This is a genomic window from Brevibacterium renqingii (assembly GCF_017808105.1).
Classification (GTDB): Bacteria; Actinomycetota; Actinomycetes; order Actinomycetales; family Brevibacteriaceae; genus Brevibacterium; species Brevibacterium renqingii.
In genome coordinates, this window is record NZ_JADBHF010000003.1 from 66,100 (window position 1) to 85,337 (window position 19,238).

The 19,238-nt window shown below is 67.7% G+C and carries 18 protein-coding genes; 1 reads left to right on the plus strand and 17 read right to left on the minus strand.

Features of this window, described 5'->3' with window-relative positions; all coding sequences use genetic code 11:
* Nucleotides 1–14: 14 nt before the first annotated feature.
* The gene (locus IHE57_RS04290; protein WP_209371080.1) at nt 15–1,304 is read left to right on the plus strand and encodes a heparan-alpha-glucosaminide N-acetyltransferase domain-containing protein; all 1,290 of its coding nucleotides are present in this window, start codon (nt 15–17) and stop codon (nt 1,302–1,304) included.
* Here the strand turns inward: IHE57_RS04290 and IHE57_RS04295 are convergent.
* From IHE57_RS04295 to IHE57_RS04375, 17 genes are all read right to left on the minus strand, one after another.
* Nucleotides 1,301–1,759: a tetratricopeptide repeat protein gene (locus IHE57_RS04295; protein ID WP_209371081.1), complete on the minus strand. Its 459-nt coding sequence runs from the start codon at nt 1,757–1,759 to the stop codon at nt 1,301–1,303. The two genes, IHE57_RS04290 and IHE57_RS04295, sit on opposite strands and share 4 nt — an antisense overlap.
* On the minus strand, nt 1,759–2,505 hold the full coding sequence (dapB, locus tag IHE57_RS04300) for a 4-hydroxy-tetrahydrodipicolinate reductase (RefSeq protein WP_209371083.1): 747 nt from the start codon (nt 2,503–2,505) through the stop codon (nt 1,759–1,761). Before dapB ends, IHE57_RS04295 begins: the two co-directional genes overlap by 1 nt.
* Nucleotides 2,502–3,119, minus strand: a complete 618-nt coding sequence (locus tag IHE57_RS04305) for a GNAT family N-acetyltransferase (RefSeq protein ID WP_209371085.1) — start codon at nt 3,117–3,119, stop codon at nt 2,502–2,504. Before IHE57_RS04305 ends, dapB begins: the two co-directional genes overlap by 4 nt.
* Before the next feature lie 100 nt (nt 3,120–3,219).
* Complete coding sequence (locus IHE57_RS04310; RefSeq protein WP_152348256.1) at nt 3,220–3,846, minus strand: superoxide dismutase; 627 nt, start codon at nt 3,844–3,846, stop codon at nt 3,220–3,222.
* 122 nt (nt 3,847–3,968) lie between these two features.
* Nucleotides 3,969–5,135, minus strand: coding sequence for an acyl-CoA dehydrogenase family protein (locus tag IHE57_RS04315; protein ID WP_209323258.1), 1,167 nt, complete (start codon nt 5,133–5,135; stop codon nt 3,969–3,971).
* 67 nt (nt 5,136–5,202) lie between these two features.
* On the minus strand, nt 5,203–6,840 hold the full coding sequence (locus IHE57_RS04320; RefSeq protein ID WP_209371087.1) for a thiamine pyrophosphate-binding protein: 1,638 nt from the start codon (nt 6,838–6,840) through the stop codon (nt 5,203–5,205).
* A gap of 2 nt (nt 6,841–6,842) precedes the next feature.
* Entirely contained in the window at nt 6,843–8,882 is a 2,040-nt protein-coding gene (locus IHE57_RS04325) for an acetate--CoA ligase family protein (RefSeq protein WP_209371089.1), read from the minus strand.
* A 4-nt stretch (nt 8,883–8,886) separates the two neighbouring features.
* Nucleotides 8,887–10,077, minus strand: a complete 1,191-nt coding sequence (locus tag IHE57_RS04330; protein ID WP_253719904.1) for a Glu/Leu/Phe/Val dehydrogenase dimerization domain-containing protein — start codon at nt 10,075–10,077, stop codon at nt 8,887–8,889.
* Between the two features lie 278 nt (nt 10,078–10,355).
* Nucleotides 10,356–10,970: a TetR/AcrR family transcriptional regulator gene (locus IHE57_RS04335; protein WP_209323262.1), complete on the minus strand. Its 615-nt coding sequence runs from the start codon at nt 10,968–10,970 to the stop codon at nt 10,356–10,358.
* Between the two features lie 55 nt (nt 10,971–11,025).
* Nucleotides 11,026–12,279 (minus strand): M16 family metallopeptidase, encoded by a 1,254-nt coding sequence (locus IHE57_RS04340; protein WP_253719905.1) that lies wholly within the window; start codon nt 12,277–12,279, stop codon nt 11,026–11,028.
* Nucleotides 12,280–12,341: 62 nt separating this feature from the next.
* Nucleotides 12,342–14,561 carry a polyribonucleotide nucleotidyltransferase gene (locus IHE57_RS04345; protein WP_209371093.1) on the minus strand — a complete coding sequence of 740 codons (2,220 nt, stop codon included), beginning with the start codon at nt 14,559–14,561 and terminating at the stop codon, nt 12,342–12,344.
* A gap of 402 nt (nt 14,562–14,963) precedes the next feature.
* The gene (gene rpsO, locus IHE57_RS04350; protein WP_209323264.1) at nt 14,964–15,233 is read right to left on the minus strand and encodes a 30S ribosomal protein S15; all 270 of its coding nucleotides are present in this window, start codon (nt 15,231–15,233) and stop codon (nt 14,964–14,966) included.
* Between the two features lie 92 nt (nt 15,234–15,325).
* Nucleotides 15,326–16,264, minus strand: a complete 939-nt coding sequence (locus tag IHE57_RS04355; RefSeq protein ID WP_209371096.1) for a bifunctional riboflavin kinase/FAD synthetase — start codon at nt 16,262–16,264, stop codon at nt 15,326–15,328.
* Between the two features lie 92 nt (nt 16,265–16,356).
* Nucleotides 16,357–16,728 (minus strand): hypothetical protein, encoded by a 372-nt coding sequence (locus IHE57_RS04360; RefSeq protein WP_209323266.1) that lies wholly within the window; start codon nt 16,726–16,728, stop codon nt 16,357–16,359.
* Nucleotides 16,718–17,332, minus strand: coding sequence for a MarR family transcriptional regulator (locus IHE57_RS04365; RefSeq protein ID WP_209371098.1), 615 nt, complete (start codon nt 17,330–17,332; stop codon nt 16,718–16,720). Before IHE57_RS04365 ends, IHE57_RS04360 begins: the two co-directional genes overlap by 11 nt.
* Before the next feature lie 75 nt (nt 17,333–17,407).
* On the minus strand, nt 17,408–18,325 hold the full coding sequence (truB, locus tag IHE57_RS04370; protein WP_209371100.1) for a tRNA pseudouridine(55) synthase TruB: 918 nt from the start codon (nt 18,323–18,325) through the stop codon (nt 17,408–17,410).
* An 11-nt stretch (nt 18,326–18,336) separates the two neighbouring features.
* Entirely contained in the window at nt 18,337–19,125 is a 789-nt protein-coding gene (locus IHE57_RS04375; RefSeq protein WP_343071746.1) for a VldE C-terminal domain-containing protein, read from the minus strand.
* Between the last annotated feature and the right edge of the window lie 113 nt (nt 19,126–19,238).

Consider the following 19,238-nt stretch of genomic DNA (forward strand, 5'->3'; position numbering starts at 1 on the left):
GTGAGAATCGTTCCATGAGCTCTCACCAGGCGCACGGATCCGGCTCCGCGACCACCTCGGCGACCGTTCTCGACCGACTCAGCCCCAGCGGTCGGCTCCTCGGTCTCGATGTCGCGCGCGGAGTCGCTCTGTTCGCGATGATGATCACTCACATCTTCGCCCTCTCCGACGAGGCGAGCCTTCCGACCGGGGCGGCGATCTTCGCCGGTCGCGCCTCGGCGCTGTTCGCGGTGCTGGCCGGATGCTCGCTGGTCCTGTCGACGCGGACCCGTCTGCAGACCTCGGGACGGTTGCGCGATGCCGCGCCGGGCGTGCTCATCCGGGCCGCGGCGATCGTGCTCATCGGACTGTGCCTCGGTTCGATCTCGGGACTGCTCGCGGTCATCCTCGTCAACTACGGTGTCATGTTCGCCCTCGCGCTGTTCTTCCTCCGCCTGCGGGCGAGAGCCCTGTTCGTCCTCGCCGGGGCATGGATGGTCCTCTCCCCCGTGGTATCGATGATCGTGCGTGCCGAGTTCGGCCTCGAGCCCGGGTACCTGCCGATGTCGTGGTTCGATCTCGCAACTCCGGTGTCGATGCTCACCGACCTGTTCCTCACCGGCTACTATCCGATTCTGCAGTGGCTGTCCTACATCCTGCTGGGCATAGCCGTGGCCAAGATCGACATCAGCAGGCACCTCATGGCCCTGCTGGTCTCCGGTCTCGGGCTCTTCGTCCTCGGTCGCGGTGCCTCCTGGCTTCTGCTCAATGTCGCCGGCGGATATGGCGCTCTGGTGGAGAACTCGCAGCGCCTGGGCATCGACCTCTTCGCGGCACTGTTCACGGGCAGCTACGGGGTCACCTCGGCGAGCTCCTGGTGGTGGCTCGCGATCGCCGGCCCGCATTCGGGGACGCCGTTCGATCTGCTCTCCACTGCGGGTACGGCGCTGATGACGATCGCCGTGTGTCAGGCCGCAGCGGTGCTGCTGGGCCGCCGGTCTTGGGTGCTCGGACCGCTGTCGGCGCCGGGGTCGATGCCGCTGAGCGTGTACTCGGCGCATGTGATCTTCCTCGAGATCACTCGGGCGGCGATCGTCGGGGATCCCACGGAGGGAACGGGCACCGCGGCCGAGCAGTCGACCGAGTTCGCCATCCACGCCCTGACCTTCGTGCTCATCCCGCTCGTATGGAAGCTGTTCGTCAACGTGCGCGGTCCGCTCGAGGCCGGCATCGCCGCCGTCATCCGCTCGGCATCGCCGGCACCCTCGACCGCCCCGGGATCTCCCGGCTCTCCGACACCGAGGCGACCGGGAAGCGGCGTCTAAGCGCCCTGCTTCTGACCGTCGCGGTACAGGCTGATCGACTTGCGCATCGACGCTCGGGCGCGTCTGCGATCGCCGCTGGCGTCATAGGCACACGAGAGCCGGAACCAGGATCGCCAGTCCTCAGGGGCGGCTTCGGCTTCGGCCTGATACTTCACGAATTCCTGATCGGCGGCCTCGCGGATGATCTTCCCGCCCGGGGTGCGCGGCAGATCGTCGACGGGCAGCCCGCCCTCGGCGCCGAGGATGCGGGCGAGCTTCTCCGTCCGCGCTCCGAAGAGAAGCTCGACGACGAGCGTCCAGGCGCCGATCAGCGGCAGGACGAACAGGGCGATGCCCATCAGGCGCGGGACGAAGTCGGGTTCCCGCACGAGGATCCACGCCCGCTGCCCCATGAGGACGAAGTAGAAGACGAGGACGACGGAGACGATGATCGCCCCGATCTTGGCCTTCGACATCAGAGGTCGAGCATGTTCTCGAGGCCGTGGATGAGCCCCGTGCAATCAGCGATCGAGCGCACTGCGGTGACGATTCCCGGCATGAACGCCGAGGTGGAGTGGGAGTCCGTGCGGATGGTCAGGGCCTCGCCGTCGGATCCGAAGTGGATCTCCTCGTGGGCATTCATCCCCTGCTGGCGGATGGCGTGGACGTGGATGCCCTCGATGACCGCCCCCCTGGCGCCGTGCGGATCGGATTCCGTGGAGTCGGGCACCGGCGGCAGGCCGGCGGAGGTGCGGGCGGCCGCGATGCGCTGGGCGGTGTGGTTCGCCGTTCCCGAGGGGGCGTCGAGTTTGCGTGTGTGATGGATCTCGACGACCTCGGCGGAGTCGAAGTAGGGGGCGGCGAGTTCGGCGAATCGCATGGCCAGCACCGCGCCGATCGAGAAGTTCGGGGCGATGAGGACCGCGGTCTTCGGGTGATCTCTGAGCTTGTCCTCGAGGCGGGCCAGACGGTCGTTGTCCCAGCCGGTGGTGCCCACGACCGTGTCGATGCCGTGCTCGACGAGGAAGCTGACATTGTCCTCGGTCGACTTCGGGACGGTGAGTTCGACGGCGACGTCGATGTTCTCATCGAGCAGGGTCTCGAGCGGATCATTGCTGCCGAGTGTGGCGACGAGCTCGAGTCCCTCTGCCTCGTTGATCGCAGCGACGGCATGGGATCCCATGCGGCCCTTGGCTCCGATGACGGCTGTGCGAATGCTCATGTGCTCTGACTCCTTGCTCGACGTTCTCCGCAGGACAGTCTAGCGACTGCCCACCCACCGGTTCCGGAGCGGTCGGCATTCGGCAAGCGCGGACCCGAGATGCGCGGGTCTGTGCTGAGCCGGGCGCAGACCTCGGTGTCGAAGCGGATGCCGTCGTAGAGCAGCTTCTCCCGCTCACGGCCTTCGACGAGGAAGCCCGCGTTCTTGGCCACCTTCGCCGAGGCGGGGTTGTTCGTGCGGTAGCCCAACTCGAGCCGGTGGATGCCGAGGCCATCGTGCAGATGGTCCACGAAGCTCCGCAGGGCCGCTGATGTCAGTCCCGCGCCGCGTGCGGCAGCGACGACCCAGTAGGAGACCCACGCGCTCGAGTGCCGACGTTCGATGCCCGAGGCCATGACATTGCCGACGATGCGCCGATCAGGCTCGACGACGATGGCGAAGGTGCTTGCGGTCCCTGCCGCCTCGGCGCGGTGGATCTGCTCGATCCAGGCTCTGGCGCCGTCGAGGCTGCGGTCATCGGGGATATTGCCGGTCAGGTCCACATCGGCATTCGCATAGACCTCAGCCAGGGCGTCGGTGTCCTCGGCCCGCCACGATCGCAGTAAGGCGTTCATCCTCCCACTCTACCGGCGCGCCCAGGCAGAATGACGGCGCCCAGATCCCGTGTGTGAGGGATCTGGGCGCCGCCAGTTTCAGTGCTGAGGGAAGGACCGCTCAGCCGAGCAGGAGACCCTTGGTCTGAGCCACGGCACGGTCGAAGCGTGCGCCGGCGTCTGCCCAGTTGACGATGTTCCACCAGGCCTTGACGTAGTCGGGCTTGACGTTCTGGTAGTCGAGGTAGAAGGCGTGCTCCCACATGTCGAGCTGCAGAACGGGGGTGCCGCCGAGCTGGATGTCGGACTGCTGGTCCTTGAGCTGCTCGATGAAGAGGTTCCCGCCGAGCTGATCGTAGACGAGCACGGCCCAGCCGGAGCCCTGGATCGTGGTGGCTGCGGTGGTGAAGTGCTCACGGAACTTGTCGAAGGAGCCGAACTGGTCATCGATGGCTGCGGCGAGTTCGCCGACCGGCTTGTCTCCACCGTCCGGGGACATGTTGTTCCAGAAGATCGAGTGGTTGACGTGTCCGCCGAGGTTGAACGCGAGATCGCGGGTCAGCTTCGGCACATTGGCGAGGTTGCCGGACTCGCGGGCCTCTGCCAGCTGCTCAATGGCGGTGTTCGCGCCCTTGACGTAGGTGGCGTGGTGCTTGTCGTGGTGCAGCTCCATGATGCGAGCCGAGATATGCGGCTCAAGAGCGGAGTAGTCGTAGGGCAGTTCCGGAAGGGTGTACTGCTCAGCCATGAGATTCCTCCTGATCAGATTTGATGACCACCACATCGGTGGCTTCGTTTCGACCCTATCCCAGGGTCTCATCTCGGACAACACGGTTCGGTTCCCGGCTATTCCGGATGACGCGGAGTGACTCAGCCGAGGTTGCGGGAAATCAGCAGCCGCATGATGTCCGAGGTGCCTTCCTCGATCTCCTCGAGTTTGGCATCGCGCATCCACTGCTCGAGAGGATGCTCGCGCGAATAGCCCCACCCGCCCAGGGTCTGCACGCCTGCCCAGGTGCAGAACATCGCGGTCTCCGAGGCGTTCAGCTTCGCCATCGCCGCCGCCGAGGTCACCTCCTGACGGCTGACCGCCTCCCCGGCGTCGATCATCCGCGCGGCATTGAGCACCTGCAGCCAGGCGGCGTCGATGCGCGAGGACATATCGGCCAGGCGGAAGGCCACGGCCTGGTGGTCGATGATCGTCTTCCCGAACTGCGTGCGCTCCTTCGCATAGTCGCGGGCGTATTCGAAGGCCGCCCGGGCCGTGCCGAGTGCGGCGGCGCCGAGCACGACGCGGGAGATGTCGAAGGTGCGCATGAGCCCGTAGAAGCCCTGCCCCTCCTCGCCGAGGCGGTTCTGTTCGGGCACGAAGGCATCGGAGAAGAAGATCTCCCGGCAGACGATGGCACGCTGGCCCATCTTCTTCATCGGCGCCCCGAATTCCATCCCCTCGGTCTCGCGCGGCAGGAGGAAGGCCGAGACTCCGCGTGAGCGCTGCGAGGGGTCGGTCTTGGCGAACACGACGTAGTAGTCGGCCAGGCCTGCGTTCGAGATCCATGCCTTCTGCCCGTTGAGCAGGTATCCCCCGTCGACGGCCGTGGCCTTTGTGATGATCGAGGCCGAGTCGGATCCGGAGCTCGGTTCGGTCGTGGCCAGCGACGTGATCTTCGGGTCGGCGCCGGTCAGCGGCCGCAGCCAGGCCTCCTTCTGCTCGGCGGTGCCGAGTGCGAGGATCGGGTCGGCGAAGAAGCCGTTCGAGCAGACGAAGTTGCCGATGCCCGGGTCCCCGAAGCACAGCTGCTCCTGGACCAGGCATTGGGTGAACACGTCGGTGAAACCGCCTCCGCCGAACTCCTCGGGGATCATGAAGTCCGTGATGCCGACCTGGGCGGCGGCGCGGAAGATGTCGACGGGCGATTCGGTGTCGGCCTCGTCGACGCGGCGGCCGGCGGGCCGGATCGTGTCCGCGGCGAAGTTCCGGCACAGGTCGAGGATGTCGCGCTGCTCGTCGGACAGCGGCCAGGGGGTGTAGCTCATGGTGGGTGCCTTTCGATTCGAAGAGGTGCTGGTCGTCTGCGGGCACGTCCTTGCGCCCGCGTCTGGCTCAGCGACCGAGCATGTCCTCGCTTGCCCGCGAGTGCTCGGTGATGTGGATGAGGGTGGGGCCGTCGCGGCCGTCGGCCTCGTTGAGGGCGGCGAGGAGTTCGCCCGCGCCCTCGGCGTGGATGCCGTAGGCGCCCATCGCCGTCGCCAGGGCCGGAAAGTCCGGCCCGGTCAGTGCCACGCCCGAGGGTGCGTCGCCGCGGTCGGCCATCTCGTTGCGGATCTCCCCGTAGCCGCCGTTGTCGACGATGATGAGGGTCAGTTTCACTCGCGCCTGGACGGCGGCGGCGAGTTCGGCGATCGTGAACATCGAACCGCCGTCGCCTTCGACCGCGACGACTCGGGCCTCGGGTGCGGCGAGCTTGGCGCCGATGCCCGCGGGCAGGCCGTAGCCGAGGGTTCCCGCGCCTGCCGGGTAGAGGAAGCGGTCGCCGCGGCGAGCCGTCCATCCCGTCTGGACGCCGTAGTAGCAGGCCATCGTCGAGTCCGCGGCGAGGACGACCGGTCCCGCCGCCGAGGCGGTGAAGGCGTTGAGCGCGTCCGTGAGCTCGGCCCACGGTGCACCGTCCTGCTCCATCGCCGAGGCGGCCGTGTCCTTCCAGCCTCGCCGCCAGTCCGCGGCCGCCGCCGTGTCCTCTGCCGAGCGCCGCCCTTGCAACGCCGCAGCCAGCTGGCCGGTCGCCGACTTCGCATCAGCGAGGATGGGGTGGGACACCGATGCGTTCGTGAGCATCTGCACCTCGTCGATGTCGATGCGCACCACGGTCTCGGGCAGCGGCAGGGGTTCGGGCCAGAAGTCGCTGGAGGCCAGTTCGGTGCCGATCGCGATGACGGCGTCGGCATCTGCGGTCAGCTCCGGCAGCAGTTCGAGGAAGCCGATGGCGCCGAGACTGTGCTCGCCGTCGTCGTCGATGACGCCCTTGGCGTTCGAGGACACGATGATGCCGGCGCCCAGAGCCTGCGCCAGTGTTTCGATCTCCCGGCCCGCCCCGTGCGAACCGGCGCCGGCGATGATGAGCGGACGGCGGGCGCCGGCGAGAGCCTCGGCGGCGGTGTCGATGCGGTTTGCATCCGCGCTCGGCAGCGGTCGGGTCACGGACGGGTGCGATCGGCCAGGTCCCGTCGCCTCGATGAGGTCGAGGGGTATCTCGATCGCCGCGGGCCGGGTCCGGCCCGAGCGCATCGCCGACAGCGTCTGCCCCACTGCCAGGGAGACCTCGCCGGGGCTCGTGACCCGGTGGACCTCGGTGAGCACGGCTTCGAGTGCGCCCGCCTGGTTGCGGACCTCGTGGAGGAGGCCGTTGCCGCGGCCGGGATGGGTCAGCGGCATGCCGGGGCAGATGAGGAGCACGGGCACGGAGTCGGTGAAGGACTGGAGCAGGGCCGTCAGCGCGTTGAGGACGGCCGGTCCGGTGGTGGTGACGACGACGTTGACCTCGCCGGTCGCACGTGCGGCGCCGTCGGCCATGTATCCCGCACCCTGTTCGTGACGGGGCGAGACGATGTCGATGCCCTCGGCCGACAGCTGGGCGAAGATCTCGAGATTGTGGGTCCCGGGGATCCCGAACACCCGCGTGATGCCTTCGGCCTTCAGCGCCCGGGCCAGATGTGCACCTCCGGTGATGTCTGCCTGTTCCATGGTCACTCCTTGCTGGTTTCGGTGTCGGTGACGACGAGTGCGTCGACGGCCAGCGCGCCGGATGTGGCGACGCGGACCGGGTTGATCTCGATCTCGGCGATCTCATTGTTCGAGGCGATGAGTCGGGAGACGGCGACGATGACCTCGGCGAGCCCGTCGAGGTCGGCTGCCGGCCTGCCGCGCCAGCCGGTGAGCAGGCGGTAGCAGGTCAGCCGGGAGATCATCTCGAGCGCTTCGGTATGGGAGACGGGAGCGAGTTCGAGCCACGTATCGCCGTAGAGCTCGGTCTCGGTGCCGCCGGCTCCGACCATGACGATGGGCCCGAAGTTCTCGTCCTGCCGTCCGCCGACGAGGATCTCGACGACGCCGTCGCGGGTATCCATCTCCTCGAGAACGTACTCTCCCTCGCCGAGGCGGGCGACCATGTCCGCATGCGCGCGGGCGACGGCGCTCGTATCCTCGAGGCCCAGGACGATGCCGCCCACCTCGGTCTTGTGCGCGAGCCATCCGGCTTTGAGGGCGAACGGCGGAGTCAGCTCTGCTGCGGCGATCGCCTCGGCGAGGTCGTCACCACGACCGAGGGTCACGGCTGCGGGCACGGGCACTCCGGCTGCGGCCATGGCGTCCCGGGCGGCCGTATAGCCGGCTCCCCACGGCGTGATGGTCCCGGAGAGGTCGTGGGTCTCGGTGATGCGACCGGAGTGGGAGGCGTAGAACCCGGCGCGGGCGAGCACGCGCATCGCGGCTTCGATCGAGGCATAGGACGGGATGCCGCGTTCCCACAGACCCGCCACGGCCTGGGAATCGGCGCTCATCGAGTGGACGATGAGCGGTTTGCGGTGACCGCTGACGATGTTCCCGAGACGCTCGACCTCGGCGAGTTCGGCCTCGAGCAGCTCGGGGATGTCCTCGCCGTAGCAGCCGAAGTAGCCGCTGAGGACGACGGCGTCGATCGTCTCATCGGCCAGCAGCACGTCGACGAGGCTCGAATACACCGACAGGTCCTTCTCGCCCGCGCCGTCGAGGTCGATCGGATTGTCGATGCCTCCGGCCTCGGGCAGAAGGTCAGCCGCTTTCTCAGCGGTGGCCGGGTCGAGGACCTCGACGCTGAGGCCGAATCCCTCGGCGGTGTCCGCGGCGATGGCGCCCTGGCCTCCGGAGTCGGAGATGACCGCGACCCGCCGGGCCGCAGGCAGCCAGGAGGAGGCGAAGAACCCGGCGAGTTCGACGACCTCGCCGGGCGTCGAGAGCCGGATGGCGCCGGCGGCGCGGCAGGCCGCATCGACGGTGTCGATCGCCGAGGTGAGCGAACCGGTGTGCGACTTCGCCATGCGCGCACCGGCATTCGACGAGCCGGTGGTCAGGATCATCGTCGGCTTGCCCGCCGCCCGCAGCGCCTGCATCGCCTGCACGAGTGCGCTGCCGCCGGTGAAGGATTCGAGGTAGATGACGACCTGCGCGGTGTCGGGATCATCGACGAGAGAGCGCAGGATCTCCGCGGCGCGGACATCGGACTGGCCGCCGATCGAGGCGAACCGGGAGATGCCGAGGCCGCTGCGGGCCGAGAGCGTGGCGATCTCGGTGCCGAGCTGCCCGCTCTGGGTGCCTACGGCCAGAGACCCCGGGGTGAAGTGGCCCCAGGCGAGCAGCAGCTCATTGGCCGAGTCGACGAGGCCCAATGAGTTCGGTCCGATGAGGCGGGCACCGGCGGCGACGATCCGCTCCGCGAGCTCCGCGGCGTTCGGCACGCGCGCGGAGATGATGAGGAAGGCGCGCACGCCGGCGGCCAGGGCTTCGTCGACGGCACCGGAGACCGCAGGCCCGGGGATGGAGATGACGAGCAGCTCAGGGACCTCGGGCAGCTCGGACAGGTGCGCGAAGGTCGGCTGTCCCTGGATCGAGGCGGCCCGGGAGTTGATGAGGTGGACGCTGCGCCGGTGCGCACCGGTGAGCGCGCCGGCCGAGAGCCAGAATCCCCATTTGCTGGGATCGTTCGATGCTCCGAGGACGGCGACGCTGCCGGGATCGAAGAACGCATCCATGGCGCTAGCGACCGCTCGCGGCGGGCGCGTCGACGCGAGGTGCCGCGTCGACGGCGTGGAGGCGGGCGAGGTTCGCATCGACCGTGGCCTGTGCGGCCGCGCGCGGGCTGATCCCCTGCTCTGCGGCCGTGGCGAGCACCTCGGTGGTGAGTTCGCGCAGAGTCGTCGTCACGAGCTCGCGGCTGTCGGTCCAGCTGCCGTCGACGTCGCCGAAGGTCACCCACCACCACCAGGCGTTGGTCGCGGAGTTCGCGAGGAAGTCGGGGACGACGGTGACTCCGCGTGCACGCAGCTTCTCCTCGGCCTCGGGCAGCACGGGCATGTTCGCGGCTTCGACGATGAGTCCGGCCCGGATGCGCTCGCAGTTGTCCGCGGTGATCGCATAGCTGACGGCGGCCGGGATGAGCACCTCGGCCTCGGCGGCCAGCCAGTCGTCGCGGTCGCCGTCGTGGTCTTCGGCGCGCAGGGCCGCTCGGTCGATGCCGCCGAAGGGGTCACGGGTGGCGAGCAGGGCCTCGACGTCGAGGCCCTCGGGGTTCGAGACGAACCCGTCGGCGTCGGCGATGCCGACGATCCGCACTCCCGCCTCGGCGAGGAATCGGGCGCTCGCGCCTCCCATCGATCCGAATCCCTGGATGACGGCACGGCAGGCCGCCGGATCCTGTCCTTCGGCCCTGAGCGCGGCGATCGCCGAGGCGGCCACGCCGAGTCCTCCGACGAGTTCGTCCTGGGCCACGCCGTCGACGACGGTCGCGAAAGCTGTCTTCGCCCGGACCGCTGAGACCTCGGGGTCGGTGATGAGTTTGTCCACGGCGGCGAGACCGGAGCCCAGCCCGCGGCGGGCGATGATCTCGTCGATGTCGCCCTGACGGACTCCGAGGTCCTCGCCGAGGGCCCAATAGGTGTGCATGATCGGAGCCATCGCAACGAGGAACCGTTCGAGGACCCCCTTGGCTCCCGGCGCGCGGGGATCGAAGTCGATGCCGCCCTTGGCACCGCCGACGGGGACGTAGTGCCGGCCCTCGCGAAGATGGATCGCCTCCTTGCGGGTCATCCCCTGAGCCAGGCCGCGCACCTCCTCGAGGGTGCAGCCCTTGCGCATGCGCAGACCGCCCGAGGCGGTTTCGCGGACGAGGGTGTCGATGACGACGAAGCCGCGGGCTCCGGTGGCAGGATCCTGCCAAGTGATGTCCATGAACATAGTGCTCCCCAAAGAATTTAACTGAATCGCCATTCAGTAACGCGTTCTCCCTCAGTCTGACGTGAAACCGCGGGCGCGTCAAGAGGGCTGTTCGGCAGGGCTCTCGTACCCGGTTCGATAGGCTCTGGGCATGATGTCAGGCTTCGCCTATGCACACCCCTGGTGGTGGCCCGAGCAGCAGGATGCCTGGGCACAGCAGCTGACAGAGCGTTCGGGCCCCCGAGCCGCGGGCCGCCGATCGCTGAATGATCGGTCTCTGAGCAGTGCTCGAGTCAGTCGAGCTCGCTGGTGAGGAACTCGCCGACCCAGGCGCGCAGCTTCTCCTGGGATACGGAGTCCGAGTTGAACAGCAGCTGCACGGCGAGGCCGTCCAGGTAGGCGAGGATCCGGGTGGCACAGGCCTCGGCGAATCCGTCCGCCGACTGCGCACCGGCTTCATCGCCTCGTGAGGCGACTTCCCCGGATCCGATGCCTTCGACGATGAGGTCGGCGAGGATCGTCTTCCAATCACGGTCGAGGGCCGAGAAGGTCGATTTCAGATCCTCGTCGAACAGCCCTGCGGACCAGCCGTCGATCCAGATCTTCCAGCTGCGCGTCGAGCCGGCCGGCATGTACCAGCCGATGACCTCGCTCAGCCGCTCCCGAGCGGATCCGGTTCCGGCTGCGAGGTTCCTGGCGTGGTCGAGATCGTTGCGTCCGGCATGGTCGAAGGCCGCGGCGACGAGTGCTTCCTTCGTCGCGAAGTGATAGATGACCAGACTTGCGCTCAGCCCCAGTCGCTCGGCGACATCGGCCACACGCAGGGTCCGCAGACCCGTCGCTTCGATCTCCTCGACCGTAGCGGCGAGGATCTCCTCGCGACGGACTTCGGCACTCTTCCTCGCCATGACTCCCCTGTCGTTGCTGTACGGCCCTTCTCGAGCGTACAGCCTCCTCACTGCCTCAGGGCAGCCGGACCTCGGCGGCAGGACCGACCATGGCCAGGGCCTTCGGCTTCTCCAGGAGCGAACCGGCCATGGCGCTGACCTCGTCAGCGGTGACCGAGCGGATGCGCTCGATGAGGTCGAGCGGCGCCTCGAGCGGCAGACCGAAGATCTCCGACCTCGCCAGACGATTCATCCGGGCCGCCGACGACTCGAGGCCGAGGACCATCGACCCGGATAGCTGGGAGACGATCTCGTCGAGTTCGAATCGGCTCGGCGCTTCCTGGGCCAGCCGGCCCCATTCGGTCAGGGCCAGGTCGATGACCGCCTGAGCGTTCTCTGCCGTGCAGCCGGCGTAGATGCCGAAGGTGCCGGTGTCCGTGAACTGGCTGGCCACACAGTTGACGGCGTAGGCGAGACCGCGTTCCTCGCGCACGCTCTGGAACAGCCGCGAGGACATTCCGCCGCCGAGCATCGTCAGCAGCACGGAGTAGACGAACCGATCGTCGTGGCCTTCTTCGAGGCCTTCGCAGCCCAGCAGGAGGCCCAGCTGTTCCGTGTCCTTGACGGTGTGGGAGGTCCCCGGCCGGAAGACCGGGCGCTCACGGCTCGCACCCGCCAGGTGGGCTCCTACCGCAACCCCGTCGGCGGACCAGGCTTCCGCTCGGGAGCCGAGCCCCGCCTCGGCGAGGGCGTCTTCGACCATCCTCAGCACCTCTTCGTGGGTGGCGCCTCCGGCGGCGGCAATGACCAGACGCGGCGGGATGTAGGTCGAGGAGTAGTGGTCGATGACCGTGTGGTGGCCGAGGGCGCGGATCTGCTCCTTCGTCGCCCCGACCGGTCGGGCCAGCGGATGAGAGCCGAAGACGAGTGCGTCGAAGTCGTCGAAGAGGACATCGGTGGGGTCATCAGCCGACATCGCGAGCTCTTCGATGATGACGCCGCGCTCACGCTCGAATTCGTCGACGTCGAGCTGGGAATTCGAGACCATGTCGAGCAGCAGGCCCGTGATGTTCGGCAGGTCGGTGACCAAGCACCGCGAGTAATAGCAGGTGAGCTCCTTTGCGGTGATCGCGTTCGAATCACCGCCGGTGCGGTCGAAGGCCGCGGCGATGGACTTCGCGTCCTTCGTCTCGGTGCCCTTGAACAGCATGTGCTCGAGGAAATGCGTCGAACCGGCGGTCGTCGCGGATTCGTCCCGCGAACCCGCGGCGACCCAGATGCCGATCGTCTCCGAGGCCAGGCCCGGCATGTGCTCGGTGGTCAGTGTCAAACCACCGGGGAGGACAGACCGATCGATTCGGCTGCCCTCCCCGGTGTGCGAACTCTCGAGTATCAGTTGTCCGATCCCTCTTCGCTCTCGGCGTCCTCGTCGCCGACCGGGGCCAGCGACAGCTTGCCGCGGTCGTCGATCTTCGTGATCTCGACCTGGACCTTCTGGCCCACGCCGACGACGTCCTCGACGTCCTCGACGCGCTTGCCGTCATTGAGCTTGCGCAGCTCGGAGATGTGCAGCAGGCCGTCCTTGCCCGGGGTCAGGGAGACGAAGGCTCCGAAGCTCATCGTCTTGACCACGGTTCCGAGGTAGCGTTCGCCGACCTCGGGCACCTGCGGGTTCGCGATCGCGTTGATCATCGAACGGGCGGCCTCGGCGGCCGGTCCGTCGGTGGCGCCGATGAGGACGGTTCCGTCGTCTTCGATGCTGATCTCCGCGCCCGTGTCCTCCTGGATCTGGTTGATCATCTTGCCCTTGGGCCCGATGACCTCGCCGATCTTGTCGACGGGGATGTTCACGGAGATGATCCGCGGTGCGGTCGGGGCCATCTCGGCGGGTGCGTCGATGGCATCGGCGATGACGTCGAGGATGACCATGCGGGCCTCGCGGGCCTGCTTCAGCGCTGCGGCCAGCACCGAGGCGGGCAGACCGTCGAGCTTGGTGTCGAGCTGGATCGCGGTGACGAACTCCCGGGTGCCGGCGACCTTGAAGTCCATATCGCCGAAGGCGTCCTCGGCACCGAGGATGTCGGTCAGAGCCGCATAGGCGGTCTGCTCACCCTGGTCGGTGGAGATGACGTCGGACACCAGGCCCATGGCGATGCCGGCGACGGGCGCGGCCAGCGGCACGCCGGCGGAGAGCATGGCCAGGGTCGAGGCGCAGACCGAACCCATCGAGGTCGAACCGTTCGAGCCGAGGGCCTCGGAGACCTCACGGATGGCGTACGGGAAGTCCTCGCGCTTGGGCAGGACGGGCACGAGGGCCCGCTCGGCCAGGGCGCCGTGGCCGATCTCGCGGCGCTTCGGGCTGCCCACACGGCCGGTCTCGCCGGTCGAGTAGGGCGGGAAGTTGTAGTGGTGGATGTAGCGCTTCGAGGTCACCGGCGACAGCGAGTCGATCTGCTGCTCGAGCTTGAGCATGTTGAGCGTCGTGATGCCCAGGATCTGCGTCTCACCGCGTTCGAACAGCGCCGAACCGTGCACGCGCGGAACGACGTTCGTCTCGGCGGTGAGCGGACGGATGTCCTTGAGCCCGCGGCCGTCGATGCGGACCTGGTCGGTGAGGATGCGCTTGCGCACGACCTGCTTGGTCAGGGCGTTGAGAGCGTTCGCGATCTCCTTCTCACGGCCTTCGAAGCGCTCTCCGAGCTTGTCGAAGAGCTCGCCCAGCAGCTTCTCACCGGCGGCCTCGCGCTCCTGCTTGTCGGCGATCCGGAAGTTCTCGGTCTGCTTCTCCTCGGCCAGTTCCTTCACGGCCTCGAAGACGTCGTCCTCGTATTCGCGGAAGACGGGGAACTCGACGGTCGGCTTGGCGGCGCTGTCGGCGAGTTCGGACTGCGCGCGGCAGAGTTCGGCGATGAAGGGCTTGGCGGCGTCGATGCCCTCGGCCACGACCTCCTCGGTGGGGGCCTGGGCGCCGGTCTTGATCTTGTCGATGGCGTTGTCGGTGGCCTCGGCCTCGACCATCATGATGGCGACGTCGTCACCGACCACGCGACCGGCGACGACCATGTTGAACACGGCGTCCTCGAGCTGCGAGTGGTTCGGGAAGGCGACCCACTGGCCGTCGATGAGGGCGATGCGCACACCGCCGATGGGGCCGGAGAAGGGCAGGCCCGACAGCTGGGTCGACATCGATGCGGCGTTGATGGCCAGGGCATCGTAGAGGTGATCGGGGTTGACCGACATCACGGTGACGACGACCTGGACCTCGTTGCGCAGGCCCTTGACGAAGGACGGGCGCAGCGGACGGTCGATGAGACGGCAGGTGAGGATCGCGTCGGTCGAGGGGCGTCCCTCGCGGCGGAAGAACGAACCGGGGATGCGGCCGGCGGCGTACATCCGCTCTTCGACGTCGACGGTCAGGGGGAAGAAGTCGAAGCCCTCACGGGGGTGCTTGCCGGCCGAGGTGGCCGAGAGCAGCATGGTGTCGTCATCGAGGTAGGCGACGGCGGATCCGGCGGCCTGCTGGGCCAGTCGTCCGGTCTCGAAGCGGATGGTGTGCGAACCGAAGCTGCCATTGTCGATGTGCGCAACGGCGGATTCAGGGTTGAGTCCCACGTAGTCTCCTAGATTGTACCGGCACGCGGTGGCCCTCAGCGGACGAGGAGTGTCCTCGTTGCATGAGCGATCGCACCGCCTTGCGCAGTGCGAGGCCCCACGCCGAACCGGCGGGAATATTGGCTTCGGACATCCCATGGATCCAAGCCGGTCATCGATCGGGGCCCACGGAACCGGCACGCTGGGTGCGCATTCCTCCGGAGGCCACTACCGAAGACCGAAACGTCCATGGCAGGATTGTCCACCGCCAAGTCTACCGCAGAAGCACATGGTTCACCTCAGCCGAGCCGGCCGGAAGCACGAAAGCGCCCCACCCGGAGGTGGGACGCTTCCATGACTGCTGCGCGAGGCCGCGATCGACGCCGGTCCAGGACGAACCGGCGACCGGGCGAACTCAGCGAATCAGCGGCGCAGGCCGAGGCGCTTGATGAGCGAACGGTATCGCTCGATGTCGACCTTCTGCAGGTACTTGAGCAGGCGACGGCGCTGACCGACCAGCAGGAGCAGGCCGCGACGCGAGTGATGGTCGTGCTTGTGATCCTTGAAGTGCTCGGTGAGGCCGGAGATCCGGCGGGTCAGCAGCGCAACCTGGACCTCGGGAGAACCGGTGTCGCCCTCGTGAGTTGCATATTCCTTGATGATCTCTTGCTTCGTGGCAGTATCGAGAGCCATGGAGTTCTCCTATCGTGTCGTTGCGCGGCGCGACGACCTGAAGTCTTCGCACTGTGGGACCGCGGCCGGTGAAAACGGCAGAGATCAGCCTATCAGGTGTGCAGGACCTCGCGCACATCGGCGATGTCCTCGTGCATCTGCGCGATGAGGTCCTCCATGCCGGTGAAGGCGACCTGGCCGCGGATGCGGGAGACGAATTCGAGGGTCATCTCACGGTCGTAGACGTCGAATTCGCCGAATTCCTTATCGAGCACATAGGCCTCGACGCGACGGGTGCTGCCTTTGAACGTCGGGTTCGTGCCCACCGAGATCGCCGCCGGGTACGCCTGTGCCTCACCGGAGAACGTCGCCCATCCGGCATAGACGCCGTCGGCGGGGACGAGCCCCTCGGGATCGTCGGAGAGATTCGCCGTAGGGAAGCCGAGATCGCGGCCGCGGGCGTCGCCGTGGACGACTGTGCCGTGGAGAGCATGGTACCGGCCGAGCTGATCGGCCACCTCGGCGACATCGCCGGCGGTGAGCTGTTCGCGGATGCGCGAAGAGGAGTAGCGGCCCCCGCGTCCGACCTCGTCGATCGTCTCGGTCCGGAACCCGAATCTCTCGCCGAGGCGGCGCAGCGTGTCGATGGTGCCTTCGTTGTCCTTGCCGAAGCGCACATCGTCGCCGACGACGACGATGCGGACCCGCAGGGCCTCGACGAAGCAGGTGCGGACGAACTCTTCGGCCGACTGTGCGGCGAAGTCGAGGTCGTAGGGCTGGATCAGGAGCGCGTCGATCCCGGTCTCGGCGATGAGATCGGCCCGCTGTCGTGTGCTCGTGATCTTCACGGTCGGGTCGTCGGGGCGGTGGACCGTGCGCGGATGCGGGTCGAAGGTCATTGCGATCGACCGCAGGCCTTCCTGCCGGGCGAGTGCCGCGACGGTCCTGAGGACGGTCTGGTGACCGCGGTGCACACCGTCGAAGTTGCCGAGGGTGATGACGGTGCCGACATCGTCGACCTTCACTTCACCCAGTCCGTGATACAGCTCCACCAGACGTTCGCTCCTTCCGTGCACCGACTCAGATTATCGCAGAGATGATCGCGGTCCTAACCCACACCTCGCCGAGGCGGACGGGCCCGATCTCAGGTGATGACCGCCCAGCCGATGACGCCGATCAGGCAGGCGAAGGCGATCGAGACGAAGGTGCCGATGATGAACCTCTCCCCCGCCGCGGCCGAGGATTTGATCTCGGCGAAGCGGCCCAGCCCCTTGACCGCGATGACCACGGCCATGAGCTCGGGGCGCCCGAGGACGATGGCCCCGGCGATGAGTGCGCGTTCGACGATGCCGACCCACAGGCCCCCGCGCAGGACCTCGATCTCCTCGGTGCCGGTGCGCGTGGGCTTCTCGCCCGGGCCCGCATGCGTCAGACGGAGGAACAGCGGCACCAGCGGCCAGCCGATGAGCGCGGCGGCGACCGCGGCCGCGACGGCGATGAGGACCTCAGTCCACATGAGCTCCTCCTTCCGCCAGTCCTAGGTGGTGGGCGGCGAGTCCCTGGCCGCCGGCGACGATCTCGGCGGTGCCCTGTGCGAGCACCCGGGACACGGCCTGCTGGGAGACATCGAAGTGCTCGGCGATCTCGGTCTGCGTCGCCTCGGGACGGTCGAGGCGGAAGCCGACGTAGCCGCGTGACTGGCTCCGCAGCTCTTCGAGCGCGCTGACGAGCAGCCGCAGGGCCGCCTCGGCGAAGGCGGGATGGACCGAGCGGTCCTGCTCGATGCCGGAGCGCACGACGAGGTGGCCGGGCGCGGACTTCGCAGCCTCGACGGCCTGCCGGGCGGCGTAGACGGCCTGCCCTCTGGCTTCGACGGTCGTCTCGGGCAGCGGCCGTTCGACTTCGCCGATGCCGATGCCGATGTGCCAGCCGGAGACGACGGCAAGCCGGCGCACCGCCTCGGCGACGGCCGACGGGTCCGCAAGGACGCCCTGGGCCTCGTCACCGATGGTGCGGGAGAACGGAACGAGAGCGTCGACCGGCTCGAGCGCCTGCAGCACTGCGGGCACGGCATCGGCGGCCCGACGCGATTCCCGTTGGTCGACGGTCATGACGAACATGCCCCAATTACAGCAGATCCCTCGACCATGCACAAAACATTTGATTGTAAATGCGGATTACAATGTATCTCGTTGTCAGGCGAGGTCGATGGCGAAGGCCGTGAGTGACTTGAGGCCGCCGGAGCGCACCTCGGCGACGGAGACGAGGGCCTCCTCCCAGATCACCGCCACTTCGCCGGAGGAACCGGCGATGCCGTCACAGACGGCGACGGTCTTGCCCTGCATGAGTGCCTTGGCCTGCTCGCCCCCGACTCGGACGACGGGCAGAAGGGTGCGGGCGACCTCGGCGAGAGATATGAGTTCGGGAGCCGGGACGTCGAGGTCCTCGGGCAGGGAGACGGCACGGTCGAGGTCGAATGCGCCGACTCTGGTGCGACGCAGCGCGGTGAGATGCCCGAAGACGCCGAGGTCGGCGCCGATGTCACGGGCCAGGGCGCGCACATAGGTGCCCGAGGAGCAGTCGACCTCGACATCGACGTCGATATGGCCGTCGGAGGCGGCGAACCGGATGTCGAAGACCTCGAAGGAGGAGACCTCGACCCGGCGGGCCTTGAGTTCGACCTCCTCACCGGCCCGCACCCGGGCGTAGGAGCGTCTGCCGTCGACCTTGATCGCCGAGACGGCGCTGGGGACCTGGTCGATCAAGCCGCGCTGGGCGGCGACCGCGGCTTCGATGGATGCCGCGTCGACGCCGGCAAGAGCTTCTGGCCGCGCGAAGCGGTCGGCCTCGGAGTCGGCGTCGTCCGTGGGCGTCGAGGACCCCAGACGGATGGTGGCCCGGTAGGTCTTCGACACACCGGTGATGTAGCCGAGCAGCTTGGTGCCGCGGCCGAGGCCGAGCACGAGCACTCCCGTGGCCATCGGGTCGAGGGTTCCGGCGTGGCCGACCTTCTTGGTCCCGTACCAGCGTCGGATGCGTGAGACCACGCCGTGCGAGCTCAGGCCCTGCGGTTTGTCGCAGACGAGGATGCCCTGCGGGGAAGAATCGCTCACAGTCGTGGCGATCAGTTGAAGGACGCGTGCACGTGGTCGAAGTGGTTGGCGGTCGCGCTGCCGCGATCCTCCATGCTCTTCCAGCCCTGACCGGGCATCCAGATGCGCTGCTTCCAGATGACGTACTTGACGTTGAGGCTGCCCTGGTTCTTGATCAGGTAGTCGGCGATGCGATCGCCGGTCGAACCGGTGATCATGATGTCCACGGCCTCACCGGTGTTGTGGTCCGAACCGGTGCCCGGGCGGCGACCGCCGAAGGTCTTGACCTCGGGGAACTTCGCGCACACTGCACGGTAGCCGTTGACGGCGTTGGGCAGCAGTCCGGATTCGATCGACGAGGACACGTCGCACGGCGGCGCCGAGGTGTCGCTCGAGGTGCCTTCGCCCTCGGAGGACTTCTCGTCAGAGGAAGAAGACGAGGAGGAGGATTCCTCACTGCTCTTGCTCGACTGCGCAGACGATGAGGATTCGGCGGTCGGCTTCGGCTTCGGAGCCTTGACCTCGAGAGTGGTCTTCGACGACTTGTTCTTGTACTTCGGATCGTCCTTGACCTTCTCGAGGTACTCCTCGCCGGCCTTCTTGCGCTGCGCGTCGATCTCGTCCTGACTCACCGACGAGGGACTCGTCGACTCCTCGGGAGTCGTGCTCGCGGCCTCGGTGGTGACATTTCCGGACTCGGGCGGTCCCATGACGACGGTCGAGCCGACCACGGCGGCGGTCGCGGCGGCCGGAACGGCGATCGCAGCGACGACGGGACGCTGCTTGACGGTCGCCAGCACGGAGGTCGCCGTTGACGGCACGTTCGCTGAGTGCCGGCCTGCGGAGCGCTTGCTGGGCGTCAGATCCCGGACGAGCTGCTTCGCAAACGACGGCTTCGGTGAAGAGTGCTTACCCAATGCAGAATTCCCTTAAC

Excerpts from the sequence above, each read along its gene's own strand:
- IHE57_RS04290 (WP_209371080.1), top strand. The coding sequence starts at position 15 with ATGAGCTCTCACCAGGCGCACGGATCCGGCTCCGCGACCACCTCGGCG.
- IHE57_RS04295 (WP_209371081.1), bottom strand. The coding sequence starts at position 1,759 with ATGTCGAAGGCCAAGATCGGGGCGATCATCGTCTCCGTCGTCCTCGTC.
- dapB (WP_209371083.1), bottom strand. The coding sequence starts at position 2,505 with ATGAGCATTCGCACAGCCGTCATCGGAGCCAAGGGCCGCATGGGATCC.
- IHE57_RS04305 (WP_209371085.1), bottom strand. The coding sequence starts at position 3,119 with ATGAACGCCTTACTGCGATCGTGGCGGGCCGAGGACACCGACGCCCTG.
- IHE57_RS04310 (WP_152348256.1), bottom strand. The coding sequence starts at position 3,846 with ATGGCTGAGCAGTACACCCTTCCGGAACTGCCCTACGACTACTCCGCT.
- IHE57_RS04315 (WP_209323258.1), bottom strand. The coding sequence starts at position 5,135 with ATGAGCTACACCCCCTGGCCGCTGTCCGACGAGCAGCGCGACATCCTC.
- IHE57_RS04320 (WP_209371087.1), bottom strand. The coding sequence starts at position 6,840 with ATGGAACAGGCAGACATCACCGGAGGTGCACATCTGGCCCGGGCGCTG.
- IHE57_RS04325 (WP_209371089.1), bottom strand. The coding sequence starts at position 8,882 with ATGGATGCGTTCTTCGATCCCGGCAGCGTCGCCGTCCTCGGAGCATCG.
- IHE57_RS04330 (WP_253719904.1), bottom strand. The coding sequence starts at position 10,077 with ATGGACATCACTTGGCAGGATCCTGCCACCGGAGCCCGCGGCTTCGTC.
- IHE57_RS04335 (WP_209323262.1), bottom strand. The coding sequence starts at position 10,970 with ATGGCGAGGAAGAGTGCCGAAGTCCGTCGCGAGGAGATCCTCGCCGCT.
- rpsO (WP_209323264.1), bottom strand. The coding sequence starts at position 15,233 with ATGGCTCTCGATACTGCCACGAAGCAAGAGATCATCAAGGAATATGCA.
- IHE57_RS04360 (WP_209323266.1), bottom strand. The coding sequence starts at position 16,728 with ATGTGGACTGAGGTCCTCATCGCCGTCGCGGCCGCGGTCGCCGCCGCG.
- IHE57_RS04365 (WP_209371098.1), bottom strand. The coding sequence starts at position 17,332 with ATGTTCGTCATGACCGTCGACCAACGGGAATCGCGTCGGGCCGCCGAT.